Source organism: Chryseobacterium sp. 2P, assembly GCF_059579425.1.
Genome location: NZ_CM184194.1, coordinates 1780622 through 1806219, shown reverse-complemented (window position 1 = coordinate 1806219; position 25598 = coordinate 1780622). Strand labels below are relative to the sequence as shown.

Here is a 25598-nt window from a genome sequence, read left to right as displayed (position 1 = left end):
TTTTTAATTTTAAAATGTTTTATGATGCTTCTACTTCCTCTCCAACCGCCAACCGCGATAACAACAAACTTTGCAGTTGGGTGAGTTTTTGGCTTTGAACTCTAAAATTCAATATTGGATAATAAATTTTAGTAGTAAAAAAATCTACTAAATCATTATCTTTAGCTACAAGTAATCTATAATTACTAACAGTATCTAAGCTATAGTTTGCTTGTACGGCTTGTTGTATATTAAAATTGAAATATTCCTTATGTTCATTAGCTAAAAAATTCCAATAGATATATTTTGCTTTATTAGATCTAATAACAGCTACTGCTTGATTACAATTTGCATTGTGATTTTCTTCATAGATGGAATATTTACCTAGTGTACCAGCTATTGAAAAAAGAATGTCATGCTTATAAATAATTGATCTTTTTAAATCAGCATTATGTATATTATCATTTATATATGATGTCTTATCATTATTTAATGTGTGATTTTCATTAATAGTTTCACCTTTAATAAAAGGTATAGAATAATAATCATTTTTTAAAAATGACATTTCTTTTGGAGTTGTACCCTTTGTAATTATTTTAGAAATTTCTCCAAGACTCTTCACTTCCCACCCCTCCGGAATTTCCTTCCCAAGTTCTTCATTCCAAACCATTTTTCCGCCGGAAGATTTATAAGTTTTTTCTATGACCACCCCGTCCTGCGGACACCCCTCCGACGGAGGGGAATAAGGAAACTCAAAATCCACAAACCAATGTTTATACAAAGCCTGCGCAGCAGCTTCCAGTTTCTCGCAAATCTGCTCGTTCACTTTTATTTTGTTGGCTATGCTTTGGTATTGCGCTACAATTTGTCGCTGTTCTTCGATGGATGGAACCTTGATTTCAATAGACTTCAAAGCATCCAAATGAAGTCCACCTCGCACATCTGCATCTGTATAAAACCAACACTGTCTGTCAAACTCTTTACGTCTGAACCATAACATCAAATATTCTGGCAAAACGTCAGAAGAAGTTACTTCAAAAACATCGTATGCCGGAGAAACAATAAAATCATAATCAAAAGTTGACATTGATATAGGTAATCTTTCATCACGCCCAACGTGCATCCGGTTACAGGCAAATTGATATTTCTTTACAAGTTTATATTTCTTTAAATCAACACCAATAATATTTGCCACAGATGGCATAAAAAATTTATCAATATTAATCCCAAACAATACCGTAGCATTTCCATCAGTATTTTTGTTACTGATAAATTTGACCATATCACCCAATCGTCTATAACTCATACCCCAAAGTTTTAAAAACATTGGAAACCTCCTCTTTCAATTGGTTTTCCTGCTCAAATAAATCTTTCAGATCTGCCTGCAAGCTTTGCATCTGCTCATCATAATCCAGACTTTCATCCCGGTTAACGAACTCAATATATTTACTCGGCACCAGAGAATAATCTTTTTTGCGGATCTCTTCCAGAGTCGCACTGTAAGAATATTCAGGAATATTATAACCACCCCGTCCTTCGGACACCCCTCCAGTGGAAGGAAATTGCTGCCAGTTGTGATAATGGGCAGCAATAGCCGTAATCTCTTCCTCGCCAAACTGAATGAATTTCTTTTCAAACGGCTCGCCTTTCTGTCTCAGATCCATAAAAAGAACTTCGCCTTTTCGGTTGCGGTAATTTTTTACCCCATCGTTTGGTGCAGACGAATCATTATTCGCCCTTACAATACTTCTTTCATTCTTATTGCGGTTCAGAATCCATAGTGTCACCGAAATATCGGTAGAATAAAACATACTTTGTGGTAAAATCACCACGGCTTCTACCAAATCATTTTCAATGATCTGTTTCCGAATTTTATATTCTTCGCCGCCGCCACTCAGTGCACCGTTTGCCAATATAAATCCGGCAACGCCGTTCTGAGAGAGTTTGGAGATCATATTCAGAATCCACGCATAGTTGGCATTGGATTTTGGGGGCACTTCGTACCCTGCCCATCGTGGGTCGGTGGTCAGTTCGTTTTCTGCACGCCAGTCCTTTAAATTAAAAGGCGGGTTGGCCATGATGTAATCGGCTTTCAGATCTTTGTGCTGGTCGTCGCTAAAAGTATCTGCCGCTTTGCTTCCGAGGTTACAGGAGATTCCACGGATGGCAAGATTCATCTTCGCCAGTTTATAGGTGGTATTGGTAAGCTCCTGACCATAGATAGAAACATCTTTCTTGTTGCCCTTGTGTTTTTCAATAAATTTCAGCGACTGTACAAACATCCCACCCGAACCGCAGGAAGGGTCATAGATTTTTCCTTTGTAGGGTTCTATCATTTCCGCGATGAGGTTGACGATCGATTTCGGGGTATAGAACTCTCCTTTTCCTTTCCCTTCGGCAATGGCAAATTTGCTCAGGAAATATTCGTACACACGTCCCACAATATCGTGGGCTTCATCTTTCAAGGTATCAATATTGTTAATCGTATCCAGCAAAGCCGAAAACTTAGACTGATCCAGCCCGAGACGGGAGAAATAATTATCGGGCAATGCGCCTTCCAGAGATTTGTTGGTACGCTCGATAGTTTTCAGCGCAGAATCTACAATCAGGGTAATATTTTCCTGCTTGGCGTTTTCCATAATGAAAGTCCACCGCGATTCTTCCGGCAGATAAAATACATTTTCTGCCTGATAAAATTCGGGAATATCTAAGAACGCTTCTTTGTGCTCATTAATGAGTTCCTGTCTTCTTCTCAGAAATTTGTCATTCGCAAACTTCAGGAAGATGAGACTCAGCACCACGTGTTTATATTCGGAAGGCTCTACAGAACCTCTTAATTTATTGGCAGAATCCCAGAGGATTTCTTCGGTACTCTTTGTTTTTGCAGCTGTTTTCGTTGCCATTGTTAAATCTTAGATATAATAGAACAGCAAATATATCGCAATTCTTCGATTCCTTCCCTCCTGCATATTTTTGAAGTTAAGAATTTTCAGCTTTTCACTTCCAAAAATATAGTGCTGTTTTCATACGGCGGGCATCATCATATGATATCGGTATAACCTATGACGATTGATAATCAATCGAATGTATCGTAAAGATGATCATGGTTTATCGTTTTTTTAAATTATAATTCAAATATAAATAAAAAAAACATTTCACTATTACGGGATACCATAAAAAATATCGTTGGATTTTGTATTTATTCAGCGTGTTTAAATTGATCATTTATTTTTACCCTTAAGGAGTTAAACCCCTTTAGCTTAAAAACCTAATAAAAAGCAATGGATTGATTCCTTAATCAGAATCAGCTTAACCAGCTTGCATTGATGCCGTTTAATCTGAAGATTTCTTAATGTTAAATATAAGGATAAACAGAGTTTATTGTATTTGAGATAATAGACTTATCTCTTTTACTCATAAAGGCTTCGACAGGCTCAGCCTGACAATGTTAAAATATTGCGGTGAGCATTCCAGATGTCACCCTGAGCCTGTCGAACGGGCACTATCAGAAAACCGCCTGCTAATTGTTGTTCTCCAATATCAGGTAAAGAGATAAATCAATCAGATCATTAAGAAAAACCTGTACATCTTTTATTGAGCAGTATGTAAGCAGGCTCTTAAAATGATATATTTTCCTGGATAAAAAAACCTCCGCCCTTTCAGGCAGAGGCTTCTCATTAAATCATCGTCATAGCCCCAAGATACGCGCTGTTACACGCAAGGGTTTCTTTCACATTCCTGAAAAACACCCAGACCTGAATTTCCTTTCCTGTGTAGGAAGCAGGCATTGTGACATCAGCAGTCAGTGCTCCTCTTTCGGCAACGGATTCGAAAATTTCAAAAGTTCCCAGTTCTTCGCAATAACACACCGCATTGGCTTTGTCGGCGGTATCTGCATTTCCCTGTGCGGAATTGTCTTCCCAGCTCAGCGCAATGATATTTCCGGTCTGCGGAGCAGCAGCGACGTTCTGGAAACCTGCCAGATCACCTTTCGTGATCAGAACCTTGTTGTATACCAGTTCGGGAACATCGCCATTCATCTGTAACGCTTCGCTGATGGTATAGAAAACCGCCATATTCACCCTCGATTTTGAACCGCTCCCCGATCCGAAATACTTCGTCTGGATATTTTTGAGCGGCTGCAGAAAGCTGATCACCATGCTGAATCTGGTCTGCTGCAGAAGCTGTTTATCGGTGGGCTGTTTCGAGCTTGGTTTGGGAATGCTTCTGATAATGTCCTGTCCGCGCCAGTTTGCGCCTACAATCGTTCCCACTTTTCCTGAAAATCCTCCAAGGATTCCTTTTGTTATTCGTGCCATTTTGTGCATTTTTATTGGTTAACAGAACGAAGGTATTACAGAATTTTCCAATTTCAGGCACCTGTGAAAAAGATGACCGGTTTTGACTGCTTTTGACCGGTTTTGACCGGTTTGAAAACCCATTTCTTCGGATCATGTTCGGGTCTTCTTCGGATCGGCTTCGGAAAAATGGGATTTTTTCCGAAGAAACACCGAACAACACCCGAAGGATTCCGGAAGAATTTTATGAAAATATTTCTGCTTCATTGTACGCTTCGGCTCCGCTCAGCGTACTTCATGTCATTCCATTTTAAACAAATCATTGTCAACCATACCCTCCATCGTGCGCTGAGCGGAGCTGAAGCGCAGATCATCGTAAATAATCATTCCTAAAGTTGTTTAAACCCGCAAAGACGCAATATTTTTTAACATGCTCTATCTATTTAAGGCGCAAAGATTTTATCTCCGATAAAATGTAATACGGATATTTTTCGCTTCGGCTCCGCTCAGCGTACTTCAGTACAACTCCATTTTAAACAAATCATTGTAAATAAAACCCGCCACCGTGGGCTGAGCGTAGCCGAAGTGCACATCAATGCGATTCCATTTTAAACAGATCATTGTAAATAAAACCCGCCACCGTGGGCTGAGCGGAGTCGAAGCGCACATCAACCTGAATAACCCTCCCCAAAATTGTTTACAATCGCAAGGACGCAAGACTTCTAACAAGCTATATGTATTAAGGCGCAAAGATTTTATCTCCGATAAAATGTAATACGGATATTTTTCGCTTCGGCTCCGCTCAGCGTACTTCACTGCCATTCCATTTTAAACAAATCATTGTCAACCATACCCACCGCCGTGTGCTGAGCGGAGCCGAAGCGCACATCACTGCTACACCATTTTAAACAAATCATTGTCAACCATACCCACCACCGTGCGCTGAGCGGAGCCGAAGCGCACATCACTGCTACGCCATTTTAAATAAATCATTGTAGTAAAAGAAGATCCTTCGACTGCTTCGCGCTCAGGATGACAGCGCAGAAAATCATTGATTTTAGAGTATGCTATTGAATTGAAAGCGTTAGACAATTATTTATTGTAATAAAAAAAGAGATCATTTAGCTGCTTACTATATTTAGAAAGTAATTTAAGCAGTTACATTGTATATCTGCGTAATCTCCAAAATCTGCGTGAAGCAATTGCGGATGAAAATGGAAACAACAGATTATTGTGATAAAAAGAGATCCTTCGGCTGCTTCGCGCTCAGGATGACAGCGCAGAAAATCATTGATTTTAGACTATGCTATTGAATTGAAAGCGTTAGACAATTATTTATTGTAATAAAAAGATCCTTCAGCTGTTTACTATAAGTCTGTTTAAACTTTTATTTAACCACAAAAGTCACAAAAGATCTACTAATTTTTTTATTTAAAAGTTGATCATTATAAATTAAAAAGCTCACAATAGTTTTTAAAAATCTTTGATTTTTATTCTTTTGAGCGCTTTGATTATCCTGGAAATTCGCTTTAACATTATCTTTTGTCCCTTTTGCGGTTAATTCTGAAATTAGTTTAAACAAGTTTTATATTTAGAAAGTAACTTAAGAAGTTACATTGTACATCTGCGTAATCTCCACAATCTGCGTGATATAATTGCGCACAAAAATCAAAACAACAGATTATTGTGATAAGAAAAGAGATCCTTCGGCAGCTTCGCGCTCAGGATGACAGAGGAATGACCAGCCCAATACCCGGCTCATTCAGCAGAATCCGGGATTTGATCCCGTCCACAGAAAGCATAAAAAATACCCTCATTTTTTGAGGGCAGTATTAAAAAACCATTTGGGATAATATATCTTCTTTCCGATCTTTACATGCGGAATATTCTGTGATTTCCGGATTCTGAACAAGGTACTGTCGCTGATCTTCAGCAGCCTTTTTACATCGGCACTGTCATAATACTGCAAATCGCCGATCTGCTTTTTTTCAAGAGTTTCCAGAATTCCGGAAAAGATATCCAGAATGGTATGCATCGTCTCCTCATCATACAACGGGGTATTGCTAAATTTCTTTTTCATATTGTGCTCTTTAAGAAATGATGGTATTAATTTTTATTTCAAACGTGGAGGAAATATAAAATATTGCGTCATCCCGCCTCCTAAAGGCAGAAGCGGGGGAAACACTACAATGCAGAAATTCATTCCTTTAATAAAAACTCTGAAAATTATTTGTTAAAATTTTAGTTATCCGGAATCAGAGGGATAAAATTTCCTGTAAAAATGAATGCTGTTCACCGGAAAAAATTTTGATGTTTTTCATGATTTTCAAAATAAATAAAGATACGCTTCGGCTCCGCTCAGCGTACATCATGTCATTCCATTTTAAACAGATCATTGTACCCACACCCGCCACCGTACGCTGAGCGGAGTCAAAGCGCACATCATTGTCACCCCATTTTAAACAAATCATTGTAACGCATACCGTCACCGTAGGCTGAGCGGAGCCGAAGCGCACATCATTGTCGCCCCATTTTAAACAAATCATTGTAACGCAAACCTGCCACCGTACGCTGAGCGGAGCCGAAGCGCACATCATCCTGAATAACCCTCCCCAAAATTGTTTACAATCGCAAAGGCGCAAGATTTCTAACATGCTCTATCTATTAAGGCGCAAAGATTTTATCTCCGATAAAATTTTAAGGCGGATGCTTTTTCGCTTCGGTTCTGCAAAGCGTACATCATTGTCAATCCATTTTAAACAGATCATTGTAAATACACCTGCCACTGTAGGCTGAGCGGAGTCGAAGCCTACGGTGCTGCAATTCCATTAAACAAATAATTGTCAATCACACCTGCCACCGTACGCTGAGCGGAGCCGAAGCACACATCATCCTGAATAACCCTCCCCAAAATTGTTTACAATCGCAAAGGCGCAGGATTTCTAACATCAAAGTTGTTTAAAGTAAAATGGTAGAAAACTCTATAGAGTTTTATCTGTGTAGACACCATATTCGCAAGGCGTTCTGCGTTCCGTAGGAACGCTATCTTTAGAAAATTTATCGCAGTATAGATATCAATCCTATGGATTGACTGACGGATTTATTCTTATTTCTACACAGATTCTGCTCCTAAAGGAGCAAAATCTTTTACTTTAAACAACTTCATGCTCTATGTATTAAGGCGCAAAGATTTTATCTACGATAAAATTTTAAGGCGGATATTTTCCGCTTCGACTCTGCAGAGCGTACTTCATTACCACTCCATTTTAAACAGATCATTGTAAATACACCCACCACCGTGCGCTGAGCGGAGCCGAAGCGCACAGTAAATAAACTTTGCGTTGAAAAATATTTTGTCTAATTTCGTTTCCGGATTGTAACGGGAAAATGGGAAGCTCCACGCTTTCTTTTTTTTTGATTAATTTCCAACCTTTTTAAAAATTTTTGCATCTTTAAAATAAAACGACACCTTTTGTCGTTACAGGGGTGTAACTTTGCAGAAGACAAAAAGACTAACAGCTTTTTACCATTCTGATTTTAAAAAAAACTAAAAACAGGCTGTCAAAAGCCGATAAAAAAACAAAAACCATGAATACAACAAATGATTTTCGAGCAGATTATATCCGGGATAATTTTTTAAGAATGAGGGTTTCCTTATTTTTTTAACCCGTTCTATTCTTAATTTCACCTTTACAATAACGTTAAAATTACACTAAGTATGAAAAAACTCAGCATGAGTGTGTTCACTCTGTGCAGCATTCTGGGGGTATATGCCCAGGAAGTAGTCTGGCAGAAAGACATCCGGTCCTCTACGCAGGACTTTCTTTCACAGGTCACCACGACCATCGATCAGCAGTATTTAATTACCGGAAGCAGCATCCGTCCTGACAACCATCAGCCATCATCCGGCAGCCAAAAGCAGAACAACGGCTATGATTTCCATCTGGTAAAACTCAACCAGCAGGGCGAAGAGGTCTGGGAAAAATATTTCTCTGGGAAAAACCATGATTTTTTGTCGGCAACCGTCAACACGCAGGAAGGAGGATTTCTTCTGGCGGGTTCCAGCTATTCAGGGAAAGGGCTGGATAAAAAAGACGATTCCAAAGGCGGGTCGGATTTCTGGCTGATCAGAATCAACGAATTTGGGGATGAATTATGGCAGAAAACCATAGGCAGTACAGCAGATGAAGAAGCAAGGGCGGTGATTCAGACCACGGATATGGGGTTCTTTGTCGTTGGCAATGTGCAGAACTCACCGAAAGGCTACGGCTCCAAAGATGTTCTGGTGGTACGACTGGATAAAAACGGGAAAGAATTATCCCAATTAATTTTAGGCGGAAAAGGTCTGGATGAAGTGGAAAAGATGATTCCCACCAAAGACGGGGGAGCCTTGTTAGGGATCTACTCCAGAAGCGGGGCTTTGGCAGGAAGCGGGAAGACGGAGACCGGAAGTAGTAAAACCATCAACTATCAGCCAAAAACAAGCAACAATTATGGCGAAGGCGATTACTGGATCGTGAAACTTTCGAAAGACGGAAAAGTGGAATGGGAAAAGAACTTTGGCGGAAAAGGCGACGATCATCTAAGAACACTGGCACTGACTTCAACAGGCTATCTGATCGGTGGGGAATCCAGATCGGAAAGATCGGGAAATAAATCCGTCGGTATTGAAGAGGGTACAGACCTCTGGTTGATCTCCATTGATGAAAGGGGCGAAGAACTCTGGCAGAAATCCTACAGCTTTAAAAACAGGGATGTTCTGATGGGAATGAGCGTCATTGCCGGAAAGCAGGAAGACGGAGGCGGGAAGTCTAAGGGAATTCTCTTGGGCGGTTACACACAGGCGGAAGGCAGGATTGAAAATGATGATGAGACTTTCTGGATGCTGTATCTCGACCAGAACGGAAACGAACAGTGGAGAAAGCACGTGAAGGGAGAATCCCGAAAAAAAGAGGAACGGTTGTCTGATATTAAGCTGAACCGTGACGGATCCATTGTACTCGCAGGAACCAGCGCAGAGGAACTGGGAAAAGAAAACTGGAAGATCGTGAAGCTTGGGGATAAACAGGTTGACCAGCTGATCGAAAAGCAGGATATCAGGATCTACCCGAACCCGGTAACGGATTATGTGTACGTGGAGCTTGGGTTTGAGGGTTTGAGAGAAGGCGCATTTGAGGCTGAGATTGCGGTGTATGATATGGGCGGAAGAAAGCTTGAAACGGTAAAAACAAAAAATAAGATCACTAAGATCAATACCCAGCCTCTGATTCAGGGGGCGTATCTGGTGGTGGTGAAAACCAATGACAAAACGGCGAATGCCAAATTGATTAAAAAATAAGACAAATGAAGAAAATAAAACTGACTGTTTTTTCCCTGTCTCTGCTTTATGGAGTGGCAGCGGCACAAAACACTGCGGTGGCAGAACCTACCACCGGATCGTTATCCAATTACATCAATACGGCAGTATCTCCTGCAACGGGGGTTCCCAATATCGGTTTCCCTGTTTATCAGCTGGAAAGCATCCATAAAGATCTTCCGGTAAATATTGCTTTATCCTATCACGTTTACAATGCCAAAGCCCACATCCCTGCCAGTGAGGTAGGACAAGGCTGGTCGATGTTCGCTTCAGGGATGATAACGCGGCAGATTGTCTCCGAGCTGGACGAAATTACCGACGCTTCTTTCATAAATGAAGAACAGGCAGATATCTTCTTTTACAATATCCCGGGGCATTCCGGCAAATTTAAAATACTGAAAGATGCGGCTACCGGAAATTTTATGGTCAGCAATCTTACAGGTGAAAAGATCAGGATAGATTATGAAAGAAATACCTCAAGCAGCAAATTCATCATCAATACTTTTACCATTACCGATGATCTGGGATATCAGTATCTATTTCAGGATTATAATGTAGGGGTTATTAAAGATATCAGCTATAAGAATTACAAAACCTCATTCTTTCTTACAAAAGTAAAAGATCCTAACGGCACAGAGTTCATTAATTACAGCTACGATAAGAAGATCAAATACATGGGTACGTCTTCCATCATGAAGTACCAGTACTGTAAGATCAATACCATTTCTACGGCAAAAGGCAAACTGAAGTTCAGTTATCTCTATGACCAGATGAATGACGGAGAGATCGTGACTACCGATCCCTATACCCTTACTGCAGTAAGCCTCACCGATCCGGCAGACAGGCTGATCTCCAAATACCAGTTTACCTACGGAACCTCGTATGTTCTGGAAGATAACCTGCAGGGTTCCCCTTCCTGGAAGATCAGCGGAAGAAAAGCACTGACCGGAATACAGAAGCTGGATAAAAACCTCGCACCAACGGAAGAAACACTTTTTGAATATGATGCAGACGGCTCTGACAGACAATACGGATACTATAGCGATACACGCTACGGGAACTTTCTGTGCGAAGGAACGCAGCCTGTAAATCCCAAAAAATACACCGTAGGACTCCTGAAAAAGATCACCTTTCCTACAAAAGGATCTGTAGTGTACAATTTTGAAGCAAATATGGTATATGTTGATAAAACAGCTCCAGATTACGCACAAAGTACAGATGACCTGGAAATCAATTACTACGATACCACGAACGTTATTCCTTTTGATACCAATACCTCAAGCCATTATTCCTTTACGGTAACAGGAGGCTATCAATACCTGATCCCGGGAGTGATGGAGGTGTACAACCTTACCAATCCCCATGGGGATATCATCCCTTTCACTTATACGGTGAGAAATGCCGCAAACCATACCTTAACAAAAGACAGCTCCTGCAGTACCGTTCCTATCTTTACCCTGTTCCCCGGAACTTATACGGTAAGCATGACCGGAGGAGGCAATGGTTTTCTCAGCCTCTACAAAAAGAAAACAATGCCCGCACCCTACAGGAACGAACATCCTGTAAATGCAGGGGCAAGGGTAGAAAAGATCCGGTCTTTTGACGAAAACGGGGTGCTGGTGAAAACAAAAACATTTGATTACCATTTGTTTTCAGATGCTTCGAGTTCAGGTGGGACTTTTTTCCAGAATGATCTTGGAGATCCCAGCGGCTTTCTGCTGTATAAGAATGTAAAGGAAACGGAAATAGCAGGAACCGAAAACAACGGCTACATCAAATATTACTTCAAAACACCCTATGATTATATATTGCCTACTAATACCGGATATGCCCCATATTACAATTTAACATCGCAAGGTATTCTTGAAAAAAAGGAAGTATATAATAAACTGAATCAGAAAACCGAATCTTCACTGTACGAATATACATTTCAGGAGATTCCGGGAGCGCCTGAAAACTTTATTGAATTAGGAAGTACAAAACCTGCATGGCTGCAGTACAGCAAACAGACGGAGATTGTCTATCCGGATAATAATTCCTCTTACGCTACCATTAAAGAAAGTACCTTCCATCCGGACAATTTTCAGGAAATGCTTGTTAAAACAACGGCTCAGGACGGTACCGTGAGTGAAGCTTCTACAAAATATGCCGCAGATCTTGGGAATACCCGTCTGGTAAATAAAAATATGCTTTCCGTCCCTTTGCAGACCGAAGTGAAAGCAGATGGCACCGTGATGACCAGGATTACCACGAAGTATGACAGCAGCAGCCATTTTTATCCTACCTCTATCGAAACAACAGACCTGAACCAGACGGCGGAAACTTCCGTGACCTTCGATCTTTACGACAGCAACGGAAACCTTGTGCAGACCACCAACAAAGCAGGAAATTCCGTAACCACAATATGGGGATACCAGAACAGTCTTCCCATCGCACAGATTGCCGGAGCGAAATACAGTGATATTTCTTCCCTTTCTGTGATCTCTGCCGCCATATCGGCATCCAATGCCGATGCGGCAGACCCTGCCAATGAAGGAGCTTTGCTTACTGCGCTCAATGCCCTGCGCACAGATTCCCAGCTTCAGCAGTATTCCATCACGGTGTACACCTATGATCCGCTGGTTGGGGTTACCAACTCTGTATCGCCCAACGGCATCAGAAACACCTTCCAGTATGATGATTCCGGAAGATTGCTGCGGGTGAAAAACAGCGAAGGACAGGTGATTAAAGAAAATCAGTACAACTATAAACATTAATGAGCATGAAAAATGAGGAATTAAAAATGAAAAGTTCGGGAAAGAATTTTCTAAAGGATAAAAGTTTTATTTTCAGTATTGATATCATAAACCTTTATAAAAAGCTGGTGCAGAATAAAGAATTTGTGCTGTCTAAACAGATGCTTCGCAGCGGAACTGCAACGGGAGCCCTGATACGGGAAGCTGAATTTGCCCAAAGCAAACCTGACTTTATCAGCAAACTCTCCATCTCACTGAAAGAAGCAAACGAAACCCGATACTGGCTGGAACTTTTGCATCATACAGACTATATTGGTAAGGACGATTTCGATAAATATGTGACGCAAAATGATGCGCTTATCGGTATGCTGGTTGCCAGTATCAAAACTTCAAAATCTACACTCAACAAATGATCATCATGAAAGAAAAAATAATCAATAAGATTGAAAAAGGAAAAAATAAAAGTGAAAAACAAGGGGAGAAAAAATACCTTTCACTTTTCACACTTCTTTTTTCATTCACCCTATATGCACAAACCACGGGGCTTTCCACAGACCATAACTTCATCTATACCAAAAACTGTCTGAATGAAGACTGCAGCCGGAAAACCGAAGCCGTACAGTATTCCGACGGGCTGGGAAGGGCGAAGCAGGTCATCAGCATCAAGGCATCCCCTAACGGTAAAGACATCGTGATTCCTTCGGAATACGACAGCTTTGGAAGACAGCTAAGATCTTACCTTCCTGTTCCACAGACGGGAACCCAGAACGGGGCAATCTATACAGATCCGAAAGCAAATGCTGCTCAGGCTTATGGCTCAGATCCGTATTTCTACAGCGAGTCGGTACAGGAGAACGCTCCCGGCGGCAGGCTCCTTTCCCAGAGAAAACCGGGATCGGATTATCTGGGGCATTCCGTACAGTATGGCTATGGGGTAAATGCCGCAGACGAAGTAAAAAAATATACCGTAACGACCTCATGGCTGAACGGAGCAACCAGCAATGCTGTTTCTCCTGCCGGAAACTATGGCGCAGGAGAGCTGATGAAAACTTCCGTTACGGATGAAGACGGACACCAGACCACCGAATATAAGAACGGAAAAGGACAAACCGTACTGGTAAAAAAACAGAATACGGAAACCTACTACCTCTACAACAAATACGGGCAGCTGGTTTATGTAATTCCTCCGCTGGCTGTCTCTCAGCCGTTAACGGGAACAGTGCTGGATGAGCTTTGCTACCAGTACCGCTACGACAGCAGAAGCAGGCAGGTAGAAAAGAAACTCCCGGGAAAAGGATGGGAATACATCGTATATGATACGCAGGATCGTGTGCTCATGACCCAGGATGCCAATATGGGAGCTTCCCGACAGTGGCTTTTTACCAAGTACGACAGGTTCGGAAGAACGGTATACACCGGAATATTCACCAGTGCACAGAACTATGGCAGCGAAGGAAGACAGGCAGAGCAGAATACTGCCAATGCTGCCGCCGTCTCTCAAAACGAGAGCAGAAACCCGGGAGGATTCAGCGCCAACGGCGTAACGGCTTATTACACCAACAGCGCATACCCCACCGCGTTTACCAAGATCCTGAGTATTAACTATTTTGATACCTATCCTGCGGAAACACCTGCAAGACCTTCCCAGGTATTTGGCAAAAACACTATTGGCGATAACCCTGCCATGGCGGTGAATACCAAAAACCTTCCTACGGCTTCTTATGTGAAGAATATAGAAGACGATAACTGGACGAAAAGCTACATCTGGTACGATGAAAAAGCAAGAGTGGTAGGAACCTATGCCGTTAACCATCTTGGAGGATATACCAAAACAGAATCTCTTCCGGATTTTGCAGGAGTGGTACAGCAGACCAGGCTTACCCATGCGAGACTGGCTTCGGATCCCCCGAAAGTGATTACCCAGACCTTTGAATACGACAGCCAGAACAGGCTGAAAAAACAGTGGCATCAGGTAGACAGCAATCCTCAGGAGCTTTTGTCTGAAAATATATACAATGATCTCTCGAGGCTGATCCAGAAAAAGGTTGGCAACAGTCTGCAGAACATAGACTACACCTACAATATGAGAGGAGCCACCACCAGGGTAAACGATCCTGCCAACCCGGGAAACGACCTTTTTGCCTATGCTCTGTCTTTTTTTGATCCCTCAGACAATATCACAGGGAAATACAGCGGCAACATAAAGGAAGTAAGCTGGAAATCTGCGCAGGACAATATCCTGAGAAAATACGCATACCGCTATGACGATCTTAACAGGATGACACAGGGTATTTACTCTGAGCCCGATGCTTCTCTTCCGCAGAACAATTTCTTTAATGAAACCGCAGCGTATGATCTTGGCGGGAACATTACTTCCCTACAGAGAAATGCTAAAGGACAGTTTTCTGCAACAGCGGAACTTATTGATAACCTTACCTATACCTATACGGGAAACAGGTTGAGTACCGTTACTGATAACTCCACCAATTACAGAGGGTATCCTGATACTTCCGGAAATACAATCTCTTATGATGCCAATGGAAATATGACAAACCAGATAGATAAAGGAGTTTTGCAAATTGACTATAATTTCATGAACCAACCAAGTTTATTGATATTCAACCAGACTTATGTTCCTAGAAACTTTGCTCGTCCTGTTAATATTCGTGCTTTTTACCAATATAATGCATCAGGAGAAAAGCTTCGAAAAATATATCTTCATAAAAACCCTGAAGGATCTGGGCAGGAGGCTGTCACCACAGATTATTTAAATGGTTTTCAGTATGAATCTAAGCAGATTGGTTCAAATCCTGCTGCTGTCATCTTAAAATTTGTACCTACATCGGAAGGATATTATAATTTCGAAAATAATAAGTATATTTACAACTATACAGACCATTTGGGAAATGTGCGTTTAAGCTACTTTAAAAACCAGAATGGCAGCGCAGAAGTTCTTGAAGAAAATAATTTCTACCCTTTTGGGATGAAGCATGAAGGATATAACCAGACAACAGGAAACCCTTCTTACAACTACCAATACAGCGGAAAAGAGCTTCAGAAAGAAACAGGCTGGAGCGATTTTGGAGCAAGAATGTACATGAGCGACATCGCAAGATGGGGCGTTATTGATCCTTTAGCTGAAACAACGACAAGGGTAAATCCGTATAATTATGCACTGAATAATCCTGTGATGTTTATTGATCCGGATGGTAGAAAAGCTTTTGCTCCCGAACCGGTTGAAGATAACGTACCACGAGGAGGACTTGCTGATTTTTATTTAAGGGGAGGAAATGGATCTTATAATGAGTTCTTAGGAAAAGATATGCTTCTTTTCTACAAAGGAGCCAATGGTGCTTATGGTGGTGGTGGAGGAAGTACCACTTTCGGAGAAACACAATGGTATAAGGATATTATGGCGTATCTTGCTAATCCGGAACCTGAATATTTTAAAGGTATTGATTTCTCGCAGTTTAGTAATATTAGTGATGAAGAACCTGTTAAATTCTTTGGAAAGGATGATGATAAAGTTTTTCATAAAAAGTTTAAAGAAATATATAATCGTCTTAAAAATACTGACGGTGATGGTATTTTTAGAGTATACGGGCATGGAAATCTAAATATGATATGGGACGGAGATAATGAAATTCGTAATGCTGCAAATTTTGATAAAGCTATGATTGCTAAGAATAAAAATTGGACAAATGTAGACAAATATAAAAGACCTATATTAATTTTATATTCTTGTCTTTCAGCAACTGATGTTGGTAATGATGGTTCTATAGCGAAACAGATTTCAAAGGCACATCCAAGACTTATGGTTGTTGCTTTTAGAGGTTTTGTTATGTACGATTCAAGTGTTACAGGTATTAAAAATGTAAGCAGATCACAAAAAAATATAGATGATAATGGACTAATTGTTTTTTATAGAAATGGACAAGCACTTGGTGGTTATTATTATAGAGAATTTTTGAAAAAATATCCAAATTTTAATTAAATGAAAAACTTAATATTTTTACCTTTTTTGTTTTTATTTTTAAGTTGTAATAGTAAAGATAGATCTAAAGAAAATATACATCTTAAAAATGTATTGAATGAAAAGCAAACAGACGAATACGTTCCTTATGTAGATAGTGGTTTTGATTTTAATGATAAAACACTAAAAGAAAATCTGAATAAAGCAATATATAAAGGTGATACCATAGCATATAGCAGAGCGTGTAAGCAATATGCAATTAATGGTAGATATAAAGAATTTTTATATTATGCCATATTAATGGCAGAAAAAAATAATTATGGTAAGGCATACTGGGATATTTCAACAATCTTGAGTTTTGAAAATACTCATCCTTTATTTAACAAATTTGAAAGTAAATATGGAACATATTCGATCTTAAAAGCTTATGAAATCGGAGATGATGTAGCAAAATCATCAATGAACCATATTTATACTGAAAAAGGAAAACCTGTTCCACCATCATCTTCAGTTTATTGTTCCGAGAAGAGTGTTAAAAAGAAATAATACTCTGTGTTGCTACGGTAATGTGTCAAATTTAGTGATGGCAATTTAAATAATTAACTCTTTGAATTTCAATAATCCGGATGGTAGAAAAGCTTTTGCTCCCGAACCGGTTGAAGATAACGTACCACGAGGAGGACTTCTTGATTTTTATTCAAGGGGAGGATATGAATCTTATGCATCATATAATGAGTTCTTAGGAAATGGTATGCCTTTCTTTTACAAAGGTTCCGGCTCTGACGGCGGTGGCGGCGGTGAAAACGGAGTAAACGCAGACAATTCAGATGATGTTGTTTCGGCATATTATGAAGCATTATCTTTTCTTGGAGTAAAACAAAATTCTGGAGAATATTTTAAAGATATTGATTTTTCAGGTTATGGAGATACTGATCCTCATGACATCATCATTAGAAATAGAAAAGGACATATTATGTACCGAATTTTATCCAAGACTGTTTACAAAGACGTAAAAATTGATACAGATATAGAAATTGGAAACCCAATGACAGTTAATTTGGAGGATTATGAAAAGATGGGGGCACATGCTGTCGGATTTAGTTTAGATTATAGTGCTACACTGGGAGGGGGACCAAATGGAGGACTTGCATTTGTTTATTTTATGGCTGGAGGTGATGCTGGAAGTGGCTATGTTTATGGATATACTGGAGGAAATACTGGCTTTGAAGCATCTATTGGCGTTAGTAAGTTTTATGCAAAGTTCGTTGACAAAGAATTAAAAGATAACTTTAATGCTGCTGGTTATGCTGGAAAATCTTCAGGTCATGGTTTTGGAGTTGGAGTTTGGGGATATTCAAAATCTTGGGGTAATAGAACAAATGATGGAGAATTATGGCCAGGACAAAAAAGTAAAACAACTTGGGTTACAATATCTAATGGTGCTGCATATGGAGAGATGGGAGGGAAAGTATTTTGGTCAAATTATAAAATATTAAAAAAAGTTTTCTAAAATGAAAAAAAGAGACTTAATATATCTTGTGTTGATATTATTTGCTACAGGATTCATGTTGTTTTTATTCCTTTATTTTCCTAAAAATGAGAATAAATTTATTATTGCAGACATTAAAACTGAAATATATGGTAAAATAAAGAAAAAAGTTGCGGTTAGAAAGGGTCTTTTAACACATGCAAAAATTTCAAGGTATAAAAAATCAGATACTTTAGTTCTGTTAGGAATAGAAAATAATAAGCTTGTAGACATTGGTGATAGTATTCTAAAACATAAAAATTCTCCATTTTTCTATATCTTACAAAAAGGGAAAAATCCTAAAAAATTAAAGTTTGTTTCAATATCTAAAAGTATATTAAATGATAAAAATTTTCCTAAAGAATGGAAAGATAGCTGTAAAACTGTTTGGAAAAGTGTAGTTATTGATGATTAACCCGCTCTCGCGGATTTGTAATCCATGAGCAATAATAAAGAACCCACCGCATTGCGGTGGGTTTTGTGTTTTAAAAATCTTAAAGAAATAAAGCGGACACTAATTTCTATTAGCTGTCTGTTTTATTTTTATGTTAATAAATATCTCTTAAAAAAATCAATATATTTACAGCTATACAGACCATTTGGGGAACATTAGAGTAAGTTACTTTAAAAACACCAATGGCAGCGCAGAAGTTCTTGAAGAGAACAATTTCTACCCTTTTGGGATGAAGCATGAAGGGTATAACCAGACGCAGGAAATCCTTCTTACAATTACCAATACAGCGGAAAAGAGTTGCAGAAGGAAACAGGCTGGAGCGATTTTGGAGCAAGAATGTACATGAGCGATATCGCAAGATGGGGTGTATTGATCCTTTAGCTGAAACAACGACAAGGGTAAATCCGTATAATTATGCACTGAATAATCCTGTGATGTTTATTGATCCGGACGGAAGAAAAGCTTTTGCTCCCGAACCGGTTGAAGATAACGTACCACGAGGAGGACTTGCAGATTTTTATTTAAGGGGAGGAAATGGATCTTATGCATCATATAATGAGTTCTTAGGAAAAGATATGCTTATTTTCTACAAAGGAGCCAATGGTGCTTATGGTGGTGGTGGGGGAAGTAGCACTCCGAAAACTTTCGGGGAAACCCAGTTGTACAAAGATATTATGGCTCAGGTTAAAAATGGTGATCCTCATCCTAAATATACAAAACAACATTTTTTACTCATTCAAGGTTTATCAACTGTTGCAAATAAATTATTTGGAACTCCTTTCACTTTAAATAAGCTTACAGAATCAGAAAAGCAAGCTATATTTAAACAAAGTGCACGAAAAACAACCGCTATATTAATGTATGAGTATGCATCAGGAACGGGTCCTGCACACAGAAATTTCTATCCTGAAGATGCTATAACAGAAGATATCAAATGGTCAAATTCTTCTGCAAGGGCAACTACAATGTTCGCTGATGACTATAATTCAGGAAGAATAAAGGATGGAGAAACTGTCCAATATTATATAGGTTCTAGTCCTGATAAAATTGGAATTAGTGGTAGTATCTCTGCTCATCTCAAAGGACTTGCTGATCAATCTATTTGGCGTGGAGGAATGATTTATAATATGCAAAAAAGAGGTGATAAATTATATGTAAATGTTTTTGATAAGTATACAGTATCCTCAGGAGTATCAAGAAATGATTCAGATTCTTTTAATAGAGGGAAATCAATTACACCTTTAGGAACAACTACAATTAATATTCATTTTAATTATCAATGGATTAATACACAATAAGAAATTATGCAAAAAAAAATAATATTTTTACTACTCATATTAAGCTATTTATTCACACAATCATGTAATAAAATATCTAATGAGAATATAAATAGTTTTATGTATCATTTAAAAGGTGATATCTATTTGGATCATACCACGAGATCAATACTTGTGAAGAAGAAAAATAATGAAAACAGTTTTATATTAGGAAAAACAATAGTTGATAAAATAGACAGCATCTATATAAGTAATGATAAAAATGTAATCTATATTATTAATGATAAAAATGAAGTCATCCATGTAAAACCTGATTTTAAAATTGAAAGATTAAATAAAAGGCCCAATGTCAATTTTAATAGTATCTTAAGCTATCACGATTGAATAAAAATTAATCCCGACCCGATCTCTCGGATTTATAACCTGAATATTTTAAAAATATTGATTTTTCTAGATTTGGTTTGGATGACGGTGGAGGTAGTGAATGTCCTAAATGTCCTAAAAAAGCTAAATATGGTGATTCGTATTATGATGGTAAAAAGGTCTATTTATATTTAGGAGGTTGGAATGAAATGAAGGTTATAGGTGGTGCTGGACCTTTAGAATATATCAGTGGTGCTGGAGAGTTAAAATATTTGTTGGCTAGTAAAGATGCTTTGCAAACCTTTAAATCAACAGAAATATTAGCTCAAAGTTCAGAAAAAGTACAAAAAATAGCTAAATTAATGCGTGAAGGAGATTTAGGAATATATAGTGAAAAAATAGTTGTTTACTTTAAAGATGGAGAAAGATATATTCTAGATGGGCATCATAGAATACAAGCTGCAATACAAGAAAGTAAGACTTTAGAAGTTATTGAAGTTTCTGGAAAAAAGGCTTTAGAAATGTTCAAAGATAAAGTACAACAAATTAATGCTGGATTATTTAAATAAAAAGTATGGATACAAGAAAAAAATTAACAGAGTATATAGATTTCATACAAAAATTTGAGGAAACAGTAAGAAAAGAGGATAGTATTCCAGATAATGTAAATATATGGAGTTATATGATAAGTAATTCTAAGGTAAAGGGAACTGTTGCTTCATATAAATATATTTTGCATGGTTCTGGATTTATAGTTGAGAAAGATACTTTTATTTGTGAATATGATAAAGCTCCTTTAAATGAATTTGATATCAAATTTTCCTTTTGGAAATTTAAAAGCTTTATTGAAAGTAATTATAAAGGAATAATTATAGATGATGATATGTTAAAAAAAGATCTTTCATATATGATTAACAAAAATGTTTTAGCATGGCTAATTATAGATGGAATTAACTGGAATATTTATCAAACGAATTTTACGAACCCCGCTCTCGCGGATTTATAATCCGTGAGCAAAATAAAGAACCCACCGCATTGCGGTGGGTTTTGTTTTTTATAATAAAGCAAAACTTACTTATAGGCTTTTCTTGCATTAAAATCTCTTATGGTAAGATCAAGAAACCTTGTTACCAGAGCTTTGTCTTCTTCGCTCATCTCCTGTATGGCTTCAAATTTTTTAAGAAGTTCCTTATCTTTAATAGCAACTGTTTCATCGTTCAGTAATGCATCACTTGAAACTCCTAAAGCATCGGCAATATTTTTAAGCGCATCGGCAGGCGGAATACTGCTTCCCAGTTCGTAACGGGAAAGGCTTTTGTTATTTACCTGAGACTTTTCTGCAAGCTCCTGATCTCGCGGATTTGTAATCCGTGAGCAATAATAAAAACCCCACAGCAAAATTGCGGTGGGGTTTGTTCTATAATTTGGTTTCGTTCTCTAATAGAAAAACGGAACAATAAATCTTAAAGAATTATTTTCAATAAAAATAGAGAAAGCACAATATTTTATGATTTAAAATTTATACTTTTGAAAATGATAAAGACCATTTAGGGATCACTTCAATGGCAGCGCAGAAGTTCTTGAAGAAAACAACTTCTACCCTTTTGGGATGAAGCATGAAGGAATATTTATTGGAGGCAGGATTGGATTATACATAGAAATTAATATAGTTAAAATGAAAACAAGAATACTTAGTTTAATACAAGCGATAACAGCTATAATCATTTTTGCTTTTAGAATATTTTATAGCCCATCCAATAAAAATATTTTTGATAATATGAATAATCTTTTTAATTATAAAATGCCGGAAATTAAGTCCGTGATATATTTTTTTCTAATTATGTCTCTTTTTGCAAGTGCATTTTTAATTAAAAAAAATATTACTAATCAGATTATCCTATGTGTTTTGATAATACTTAATTTATTTATTATTTTTTTATCAATCAGAGTATGGTAATAATCCAGAGCTCTTTCCTGAGCAGCCGTCGGAACGGGTTTATTTTCTACAGCCGGTCTTATAGCTGGAGCTATATTTGTGCCTACAATGATTGGAGAGCCAGAATTTAACTGAACAAGGCAGTCAAAATAAAGTATTCCATATGTTAAGATCAGAAGACATTTTTAAATTAATTAAAAAAGAAAGAAATTTCTTAGGAAATATTGATCAATATAAAATTAAAATCAGCAATAGTGATAACTTTGATAGAGATAACTTAATAGGAATATATAAAATTAGACAATATAGCGCTACCAGAAATGGTAATGATAATTTATCACAAGAAATAGGTACTCTAATACTAAATTTAGAAAATTATTCTAATAGTAAACTGAGGTTTGTAAGTGTATTAGGGAAAAAATATTACGGAATTTTTTTTCTGAGTGAAAATTGGAATGAAGTTGTTGGATACTTAGAACGTGAAATTGATGAAAGCGAATTTACAAGTATGAATTCAATTGATTGATTAAAAAGTGCCTGATTTTACAAGAAGCAAAGGAATAGTTTTTAAATACCAGCAAATTCTTTAATATTTTATGGCTTGACAGGAATGCCTGTATTTAATCCTGAGATTCCAAATTATGGACAAATATACCCTGCAATTCCTATAAATGTGGGGACATTTAGGGCATTAATCCAAACTACTGCCCCGGCTTGGCAACCTGTAAAATAAATCATATGAAAGAAAGAGACTTAATTATAAAACAAATTCAGGAAAAATTAGAAATTGAACTAAGACCAGAAAATATTTCCAAGATGACCTTGGATGAATATAGAGATTTTATTATTTCAATATTTGAGTCTATCAATTTATATAAGGATAAATATCTTTTGACATCCTTGGACTTCAGGGAATTTGCAAATGATTTTGTTTACAATTATGAAGATGATGGTTATGAAGATAATTGTAGCGAACGCGTAAGATTTTTTATGGATGAATTAGCGATTATATATACTTATAATCCACCATTTTTTTGGGATTCTAATTTTGAGGATTTCAAATATAAAATGAAAAGACATGTCACGAAAGGTAATGGTTTGTAAAATAGTTAAGGGAATTACATGGAAGAAAGAGATAGTATTATAAGAAAAATATTAGACGAATTATATATTAAATTTGATCCGAAAAATCTATATCAGTTGACTCTGGATGAATATGGTGATTTTTTAATTTCAACATTTGAATATATAAATTTATACAAAGACAAATATCATTTAAGTAAAAAAGATTTTGTAGAATTTAATAAGCTTATTCATCATAAATATAATTATGACGAATATGAAGATAATTGTTGGGAAAGAGTTGTATTTTTTATGGACGAGTTAATATTCTGTTTTTCTACACGTCCTCCATATTTTTTTGATTCTAATTTTGAAGATTTTAAAAATAAAATAAGAAAAGATATGACTAAAGGTAATGGTTTATAAAATGCACCGGATCCCCAGATCTCGCGGATTTGTAATCTGTGAGCAATAATAAAGAATCCACCGCTTTTCGGTGGTTTTTGTGTTTTATAGCGTAGCTGGTTTTTGGCAAAAAAATCTTTAAACTTTTTATGGGTAAGCATTTTTTCCACGAGCTGGAAAATAGTTTGCTTGTCTTCCTCTTCGAGCTGTTGTATTAATCTGATCTGTTCGAGTTCCTTTTTATCTTCCGCTCTCGCGGATTTGTAATCCATGAGCAATAATAAAAGAGACTGTTTCAAAAGACCAGTCTCTTTGTTCTATAATTTAGTTTCGCTCTTTAATAGAAAAATGAAACGATAAATTTTAAAATAGGAAAAACCCGATATTTTATTGATTTAAAATTTATACTTTTGAAATAATAAAGACTATTAATTAATAGTAGTAGTAGTAGTAGTAGTAGTAGTAGTAGTATCTATTACCTTAATATGAAAGAAATAATTGATAAAAATTTACATTTGATTGTAATTTCAGCACTTGTTATTTTAGTTGGCTATTGGTATCTAAGTTCCTTAAATGGTCTTAAGAATATATCAAAAAGGAAAAAATATACCCTAGCAGTAGCCACTAGCGATTGGCATCATAAAAATAATAACGGTATAGGTGTAGATTATGAATATTTTATAGATAGTAGAAAATATTATAATACAATAAATCTAGATTTAAAAAAAGGGCAAAAATATCTTTTAGTTTTTGATTCGCTACATCATGAAAATAATGTTCTTTTAGATATTTATCCAATGGATGATTTTTTATCCCCTCCCACGAATGGATGGAATATAAAAGAGTTACCAATATACGTAGATACTGTCAAGATTAATAATTCAATTTTAGAAACCAACTAAATATTCTAAAAAAAATCTAATCAGGAAGGTGTATGAGGTTTTTCATTTTATTTTACGATAGCAGATCAGGAAATGTAAAAAACTTTGCATACATTTTTTGGTTCCGAAGATGTATTACTCTTTTATAATACAAAAACAACAATCCTGAAAATGGTTGCCAAAGACGGTTAATGAGCAATACCCATAAGATTAAACAGACTTTTCCCATGCGCTTAGTTATAATATTCCGCTTACTGTTTGTTATTATCAGATGAAAAGATCATAAAATGTCCATAAATACGCAATGAAAGCTTTAAATATTGAGCCTTAAATTAATGATCTGTTGCTCTTTCGAGCTTCTTCCTGTAACAAAATAGGAAACAAAAAATCAGCCTGTAAAGACTTCCAAAGCGCAAAAAAGTCTTGGGGATAGTAAATCTTTCCGATGAAAAGATTAATAAGATATACAAAGAACAATGAAACTACTAACAATTATTCTTCTAACATTGTGTTCATTTGCTTTTTCGCAAGAACATGGAGTTGATTCAAAAAATATTATTTATGGTGAAGTATTAGGGAATAGTGATCAGCTATTTAGTGCCAATTATGAACGTAATTATAGTTTGTCAAGAGATAATAGGTTTAGGATAGCGGGAAGAGCTGGAATTGGGTTTGGTTTTGCTGATCAGGCAAAAAATGATATGACTCCAAGATATAGTATACCTGTTCAGGTAATAGTATTATATGGAAATCATAATAATGTGGAATTTATTTTAGGGGTTACGCCTACTTTTGGGAAGAACTTCACAAACACATTAAAAGATCCTGCTGTAACTTATAGAAAGTCTGAAAATATGTACTATGCGGGGGTAGGTTATCGGTTGATTGCTACGGGTGGTTTTGTGGTGAGAGTGAACCCTATGATAGAATTTCCAAGTGTAAATAACAGAAAAGCAGGATTCGTCTTAGGAGTATCTTTAGGATATGCTTTATAAGATGCCGCTCCCTTTCAGGAACAGAAGTTTCAATAAAAAAACATCTGTGAAGGAAAAACTTCATAGAAGGATCTAAGAATGTAAGTTGTTTTCCATAACTTCTTTATTGTAAGAAGAAATCTCACCTTTCCCAATTAAATACCTCGTTGAGATGCAATCAATCCTTTAGTGGAACATCGAGAAGATTGAACCCTTATTCATGATGATAATCCCGTAAGCTAATCATTCAATAATTTGGCAGCCCCCCCTACCCTTTCGGATAAGGATTTCAAACCAATTACCCTACAAAAGCAGGCTTCCTATCCATAAAACTGGGGAAATAATTGAATTTAACTAAGCAGGGTTCTTAACATCTC

22 protein-coding genes are annotated in these 25598 nt (G+C 37.2%); 15 read left to right on the top strand and 7 right to left on the bottom strand.

The window, feature by feature from the left end; translation table 11 throughout:
* Positions 1-19: 19 nt before the first annotated feature.
* The 5 genes from AC52CF_RS08255 to AC52CF_RS08235 form a co-directional block, all read right to left on the bottom strand.
* Positions 20-1285: a restriction endonuclease subunit S gene (locus AC52CF_RS08255; protein ID WP_496518049.1), complete on the bottom strand. Its 1266-nt coding sequence runs from the start codon at positions 1283-1285 to the stop codon at positions 20-22.
* Entirely contained in the window at positions 1275-2882 is a 1608-nt protein-coding gene (locus tag AC52CF_RS08250; protein WP_496518048.1) for a type I restriction-modification system subunit M, read from the bottom strand. The genes AC52CF_RS08255 and AC52CF_RS08250 overlap by 11 nt, the downstream gene beginning before the upstream one ends.
* A gap of 774 nt (positions 2883-3656) precedes the next feature.
* Positions 3657-4298, bottom strand: coding sequence for a DUF6266 family protein (locus tag AC52CF_RS08245; protein WP_496518047.1), 642 nt, complete (start codon positions 4296-4298; stop codon positions 3657-3659).
* 1792 nt (positions 4299-6090) lie between these two features.
* A complete protein-coding gene (locus AC52CF_RS08240) occupies positions 6091-6357 on the bottom strand; it encodes a helix-turn-helix domain-containing protein (RefSeq protein WP_214590026.1) in 267 nt (88 codons plus the stop codon).
* 175 nt (positions 6358-6532) lie between these two features.
* Positions 6533-6931, bottom strand: a complete 399-nt coding sequence (locus AC52CF_RS08235; RefSeq protein ID WP_214590027.1) for a hypothetical protein — start codon at positions 6929-6931, stop codon at positions 6533-6535.
* 1064 nt (positions 6932-7995) lie between these two features.
* Between AC52CF_RS08235 and AC52CF_RS08230 the strand changes: the two genes are divergently transcribed.
* The 11 genes from AC52CF_RS08230 (at position 7996) to AC52CF_RS08180 (ending at position 20969) form a co-directional block, all read left to right on the top strand.
* On the top strand, positions 7996-9615 hold the full coding sequence (locus tag AC52CF_RS08230; protein ID WP_496518046.1) for a T9SS type A sorting domain-containing protein: 1620 nt from the start codon (positions 7996-7998) through the stop codon (positions 9613-9615).
* Between the two features lie 5 nt (positions 9616-9620).
* Positions 9621-12389, top strand: a complete 2769-nt coding sequence (locus tag AC52CF_RS08225) for a hypothetical protein (RefSeq protein WP_496518045.1) — start codon at positions 9621-9623, stop codon at positions 12387-12389.
* Positions 12390-12394: 5 nt separating this feature from the next.
* Positions 12395-12781 (top strand): four helix bundle protein, encoded by a 387-nt coding sequence (locus tag AC52CF_RS08220; RefSeq protein WP_271162325.1) that lies wholly within the window; start codon positions 12395-12397, stop codon positions 12779-12781.
* A gap of 5 nt (positions 12782-12786) precedes the next feature.
* A complete protein-coding gene (locus AC52CF_RS08215) occupies positions 12787-16362 on the top strand; it encodes a DUF6443 domain-containing protein (protein WP_496518044.1) in 3576 nt (1191 codons plus the stop codon).
* Positions 16363-16887 carry a hypothetical protein gene (locus AC52CF_RS08210; protein WP_496518043.1) on the top strand — a complete coding sequence of 175 codons (525 nt, stop codon included), beginning with the start codon at positions 16363-16365 and terminating at the stop codon, positions 16885-16887.
* Between the two features lie 61 nt (positions 16888-16948).
* On the top strand, positions 16949-17851 hold the full coding sequence (locus AC52CF_RS08205; protein ID WP_496518042.1) for a hypothetical protein: 903 nt from the start codon (positions 16949-16951) through the stop codon (positions 17849-17851).
* A gap of 1 nt (position 17852) precedes the next feature.
* Positions 17853-18284, top strand: coding sequence for a hypothetical protein (locus AC52CF_RS08200; RefSeq protein WP_214590037.1), 432 nt, complete (start codon positions 17853-17855; stop codon positions 18282-18284).
* A 184-nt stretch (positions 18285-18468) separates the two neighbouring features.
* Positions 18469-18669, top strand: a complete 201-nt coding sequence (locus tag AC52CF_RS08195) for a hypothetical protein (protein WP_375181831.1) — start codon at positions 18469-18471, stop codon at positions 18667-18669.
* A gap of 13 nt (positions 18670-18682) precedes the next feature.
* Positions 18683-19621 (top strand): RHS repeat-associated core domain-containing protein, encoded by a 939-nt coding sequence (locus tag AC52CF_RS08190; protein ID WP_496518041.1) that lies wholly within the window; start codon positions 18683-18685, stop codon positions 19619-19621.
* A gap of 440 nt (positions 19622-20061) precedes the next feature.
* Positions 20062-20532: a ParB N-terminal domain-containing protein gene (locus AC52CF_RS08185; protein WP_375181829.1), complete on the top strand. Its 471-nt coding sequence runs from the start codon at positions 20062-20064 to the stop codon at positions 20530-20532.
* Positions 20533-20537: 5 nt separating this feature from the next.
* Positions 20538-20969 carry a DUF6896 domain-containing protein gene (locus tag AC52CF_RS08180; RefSeq protein ID WP_375181828.1) on the top strand — a complete coding sequence of 144 codons (432 nt, stop codon included), beginning with the start codon at positions 20538-20540 and terminating at the stop codon, positions 20967-20969.
* Between the two features lie 65 nt (positions 20970-21034).
* On the opposite strand, the gene AC52CF_RS08175 is transcribed toward AC52CF_RS08180, so the two are convergent.
* On the bottom strand, positions 21035-21361 hold the full coding sequence (locus tag AC52CF_RS08175) for a helix-turn-helix domain-containing protein (RefSeq protein ID WP_375181827.1): 327 nt from the start codon (positions 21359-21361) through the stop codon (positions 21035-21037).
* A gap of 701 nt (positions 21362-22062) precedes the next feature.
* Here AC52CF_RS08175 and AC52CF_RS08170 point away from each other — a divergent pair.
* Together AC52CF_RS08170 and AC52CF_RS08165 are read left to right on the top strand one after the other, a co-directional pair.
* The gene (locus AC52CF_RS08170; RefSeq protein WP_214590038.1) at positions 22063-22425 is read left to right on the top strand and encodes an enoyl-CoA hydratase; all 363 of its coding nucleotides are present in this window, start codon (positions 22063-22065) and stop codon (positions 22423-22425) included.
* Positions 22426-22637: 212 nt separating this feature from the next.
* The gene (locus AC52CF_RS08165; RefSeq protein WP_214590039.1) at positions 22638-23003 is read left to right on the top strand and encodes a hypothetical protein; all 366 of its coding nucleotides are present in this window, start codon (positions 22638-22640) and stop codon (positions 23001-23003) included.
* A gap of 224 nt (positions 23004-23227) precedes the next feature.
* Here AC52CF_RS08165 and AC52CF_RS08160 read toward each other — a convergent pair whose 3' ends face one another.
* The gene (locus AC52CF_RS08160) at positions 23228-23638 is read right to left on the bottom strand and encodes a hypothetical protein (RefSeq protein ID WP_375181826.1); all 411 of its coding nucleotides are present in this window, start codon (positions 23636-23638) and stop codon (positions 23228-23230) included.
* Between the two features lie 213 nt (positions 23639-23851).
* Between AC52CF_RS08160 and AC52CF_RS08155 the strand changes: the two genes are divergently transcribed.
* Both AC52CF_RS08155 and AC52CF_RS08150 read left to right on the top strand, forming a co-directional pair.
* The gene (locus AC52CF_RS08155; RefSeq protein WP_214590041.1) at positions 23852-24268 is read left to right on the top strand and encodes a hypothetical protein; all 417 of its coding nucleotides are present in this window, start codon (positions 23852-23854) and stop codon (positions 24266-24268) included.
* Positions 24269-24723: 455 nt separating this feature from the next.
* The gene (locus AC52CF_RS08150) at positions 24724-25242 is read left to right on the top strand and encodes a hypothetical protein (RefSeq protein ID WP_214590042.1); all 519 of its coding nucleotides are present in this window, start codon (positions 24724-24726) and stop codon (positions 25240-25242) included.
* The last annotated feature ends 356 nt before the right edge of the window (positions 25243-25598 follow it).

Coding starts and splice junctions, on each gene's coding strand:
- AC52CF_RS08190 (WP_496518041.1), top strand. CDS start 18,683: ATGGGGTGTATTGATCCTTTAGCTGAAACAACGACAAGGGTAAATCCG.
- AC52CF_RS08165 (WP_214590039.1), top strand. CDS start 22,638: ATGAAAGAAAGAGACTTAATTATAAAACAAATTCAGGAAAAATTAGAA.
- AC52CF_RS08245 (WP_496518047.1), bottom strand. CDS start 4,298: ATGGCACGAATAACAAAAGGAATCCTTGGAGGATTTTCAGGAAAAGTG.
- AC52CF_RS08240 (WP_214590026.1), bottom strand. CDS start 6,357: ATGAAAAAGAAATTTAGCAATACCCCGTTGTATGATGAGGAGACGATG.
- AC52CF_RS08235 (WP_214590027.1), bottom strand. CDS start 6,931: ATGTTAGAAATCTTGCGCCTTTGCGATTGTAAACAATTTTGGGGAGGG.
- AC52CF_RS08255 (WP_496518049.1), bottom strand. CDS start 1,285: ATGAGTTATAGACGATTGGGTGATATGGTCAAATTTATCAGTAACAAA.
- AC52CF_RS08225 (WP_496518045.1), top strand. CDS start 9,621: ATGAAGAAAATAAAACTGACTGTTTTTTCCCTGTCTCTGCTTTATGGA.
- AC52CF_RS08200 (WP_214590037.1), top strand. CDS start 17,853: ATGAAAAAAAGAGACTTAATATATCTTGTGTTGATATTATTTGCTACA.
- AC52CF_RS08230 (WP_496518046.1), top strand. CDS start 7,996: ATGAAAAAACTCAGCATGAGTGTGTTCACTCTGTGCAGCATTCTGGGG.
- AC52CF_RS08155 (WP_214590041.1), top strand. CDS start 23,852: ATGAAAGAAATAATTGATAAAAATTTACATTTGATTGTAATTTCAGCA.
- AC52CF_RS08180 (WP_375181828.1), top strand. CDS start 20,538: ATGGATACAAGAAAAAAATTAACAGAGTATATAGATTTCATACAAAAA.
- AC52CF_RS08220 (WP_271162325.1), top strand. CDS start 12,395: ATGAAAAATGAGGAATTAAAAATGAAAAGTTCGGGAAAGAATTTTCTA.
- AC52CF_RS08170 (WP_214590038.1), top strand. CDS start 22,063: ATGTTAAGATCAGAAGACATTTTTAAATTAATTAAAAAAGAAAGAAAT.
- AC52CF_RS08215 (WP_496518044.1), top strand. CDS start 12,787: ATGAAAGAAAAAATAATCAATAAGATTGAAAAAGGAAAAAATAAAAGT.
- AC52CF_RS08160 (WP_375181826.1), bottom strand. CDS start 23,638: ATGGATTACAAATCCGCGAGAGCGGAAGATAAAAAGGAACTCGAACAG.
- AC52CF_RS08150 (WP_214590042.1), top strand. CDS start 24,724: ATGAAACTACTAACAATTATTCTTCTAACATTGTGTTCATTTGCTTTT.
- AC52CF_RS08250 (WP_496518048.1), bottom strand. CDS start 2,882: ATGGCAACGAAAACAGCTGCAAAAACAAAGAGTACCGAAGAAATCCTC.
- AC52CF_RS08210 (WP_496518043.1), top strand. CDS start 16,363: ATGAAAAACTTAATATTTTTACCTTTTTTGTTTTTATTTTTAAGTTGT.